Origin of the sequence: Burkholderia sp. BCC1638 (genome assembly GCF_902833195.1) — a bacterium.
Taxonomy (GTDB): domain Bacteria; phylum Pseudomonadota; class Gammaproteobacteria; order Burkholderiales; family Burkholderiaceae; genus Burkholderia; species Burkholderia diffusa.
Map to the genome: position 1 here is coordinate 1 of NZ_CADFEC010000070.1, position 2774 is coordinate 2774.

Below are 2774 nucleotides of genomic sequence, written 5' to 3' on the forward strand. Positions count from 1 at the left end.
AACGCCAAGCAGTCCTCCGCATCCTGATCGTGATCACCTTCGCTATAATCCATTGACCGCGCAACACCACCTTCCAAACTGATCACGTTCGCCGAAACGCCTGATCACCATCACCGAAATCCGCAGATACCCTCCGACCAGCGGCAATCGGCAGTAGAATCTCATCTTCGCGCAATAAGCTCCAGAGTGCCTGCACGACGGCACCCTGCACATTGACGCGGAGGATACCCAATGGTCATCGCCAAGCGCCTCTGGTAAGCGCTCGTCGTCATCGACGAAACATCTATGTGGCTGCAGATCAACCAAAGAATTCGCGCGCTTAGTGCGTGAGTCAGAAGTTCACATTGTGTGAGCTTGCAACGGCACTGCATCTGCGTTATGTGAGACTGCTCGAGTGAGAGCAACGAATGCCGGAAGCAACACCGTAAGCAATTGCTCGCCAACGCCTGATTTCGATCAAGCAACTTTCAAGCGATGCCTATGCGACTCAGGTGCATGTTCGTTTGCCCCGTCAGACTCTAGCCGGAGGGAATGAGGCGCCGCGCCTCAGATTTCTGCGGTGCACAGGTTTTATGCAAAGTGGTGCACCGCGCCAGTTCTTGCGGCAAAGCGCACCACTATGCTTCCTTCCATCAACTACTCGAAGGGAGTCCATTATTACGACAAATGGCGTGTACTCGATATCTCCGCCACAAGCGAAGATTCCGCAAGCCGCCACCCAGGCTGAAGAGCGTCAAATCGGATAGAGCGGCGCCTCTCCTTTGATAGTGAGCCATTGCCATTGAGTGAACTCTTCCCAATTGGCCGGCCCGCCGATGCTCGTACCGTTCCCCGATGCGCCCACACCACCGAATGGATTGATGACCTCGTCGTTGACGGTCTGATCGTTGATGTGAAGCAGGCCCGTACGAAGCCGTTCGCCCATGTGTAGTGCACGTCCGACATTTGCGGTGACGATTCCAGTTGACAAGCCGTACTCGGTGCGATTGGCGAGCGCCACGGCCTCGCCGTCGGTATCAAAAGGCACAACGACCGCAACTGGTCCAAAGATTTCTTCGTTAAAGGCGGGGTTAGTCGGAGTAACGCCGCTCAGTACAGTTGCTTCGAAGAACAGGTCTTTATAGCCGCCACCGGTTTCGATCTTTGCTCCTGCGTGCTTTGCATCCTCTACGATGCTGGCAACATGATCACGCTGGGTGGCGTTAATCAACGGCCCTAGAGCGACATTGGACTGAGCCGGATCCCCCACGGAAAGACTGGCCGCCTTCGCCGCCAATTTTTCAACAAAGCGTTCATAGATGCCGCGCTGCACAAGCAAGCGGCCCGAGGCCATGCAAATCTGGCCTTGATGGAGATAGGTACCCCATGCTGCGTTGGCAACGGCAAGATCCAAATCTGCATCGTCGAGGACAATAAGTGAATTCTTTCCGCCGAGTTCCAAAGACACCTTCTTCAGGAACCGGCCAGCGGCCTCACCGACCTTGCGCCCAGCCGCCGTCGAACCCGTGAACTGAATCATCGCGATGTTCGGGTCGCTCGTTAGCGCCGCACCGGCCGCACCGTCGCCGGGCAGCACGTGGAGGACGCCTGCGGGCAGGCCAGCCAGCTCGAACAGGCGCGCGATCGTGAAGCCACCACAGACCGAAGTGCGCGGATCAGGTTTGAGCACGACGGCGTTGCCGAGCGCGAGAGCAGGGGCTACCGCACGCATGGCAAGGTACAAGGGAAAATTGAACGGCGAAATCACGCCGACCACACCCAACGGGCGCCGCCGAGCGATGGACAGGCGACCCGGCACCGACGGGAGAACTTCGCCTGCCGCCCGAGAGGGCAAGGCCGCCGCCTCATGCAAAGCCTTGATCGAAATCGAGACTTCAAAAGAGGCCTTGGCTCGTGTCGACCCACTTTCTCGAACAACCCAGTCAACAATCTCGTCGAAGTGCGTTTCCGCAGTGCGTGCAGCTTGTCGCATCACAACCGCTCGCTCGTCGTACGGCAACGCCGCCCATGAAACCTGCGCAATGCTCGCCGCTGCCGCGGAAGCAGCAACAAGGCTCTCGTCGGCAAGTCCTACGCGTCCAAGTGCGTCGCCGGTCGCCGGCTCCACTACATCCATCTCCCGAACACCGGCTTGCCACTGCCCGGTGAACAGGCGAGCCTGCCAAATTTCGCGCTCTTGCAACAGTGAAGAAGATGTGGTGCTCATACAGACTCCTGATTCGTTCGGGACAAGTTCGCCAATAGCGACATACGCCGAAGATATAAATGCAGCCCAAGGGTATGCCATTGGGACTTTTCCGCGCGGCTCGGAGCCCCATGGATGAACGACGAAGGCGGCGAAAGTGTTCAGAAGCAGGACAGCGCCCACCTTGACCGTCAACCCCGTTCGCGCTGTTTTCACATGAGGCGATCGAAACATTGTTATGCAACTACGATCGCCGAGCGGGATGGCAAATCCGTATTCGTCGCAACGGCCCATAGCGCCCACCCGCGATTCGAAACGGAGGCCGCTCGCCTACCTTACGTTTGCATGCCTTGCGGGCCGACGCCTAAATCATGGACCTGGAGAACAGGATCTCGTTGCCTAAACCGACGCGCTGGAACGCTTGATTCAGCGCCACGTTGTCGCCACAGCAACATTCTCGCCCCCGTTACTATCTTCGTGCCCCGATAATCGGGGCTTTGGCCAGCCAGGCCCGGCATGATTCTCGCCCCCAGTCGCAGTCATGATCCGGGGGGTGTTGTCACCGGGCCTGGTGGGTGGCTGGTGATCG

1 protein-coding gene is annotated in these 2774 nt (G+C 58.2%); it reads right to left on the reverse strand.

Going from position 1 to position 2774, the window contains the following annotated elements:
• Positions 1-733: 733 nt before the first annotated feature.
• Positions 734-2206 (reverse strand): benzaldehyde dehydrogenase, encoded by a 1473-nt coding sequence (locus HWX22_RS31180; RefSeq protein WP_175912596.1) that lies wholly within the window; start codon positions 2204-2206, stop codon positions 734-736.
• Positions 2207-2774 lie beyond the last annotated feature (568 nt).

What these genes read in the sequence shown, in the direction of transcription:
- HWX22_RS31180 (WP_175912596.1), bottom strand. Translation starts at nt 2,206, where the DNA reads ATGAGCACCACATCTTCTTCACTGTTGCAAGAGCGCGAAATTTGGCAG.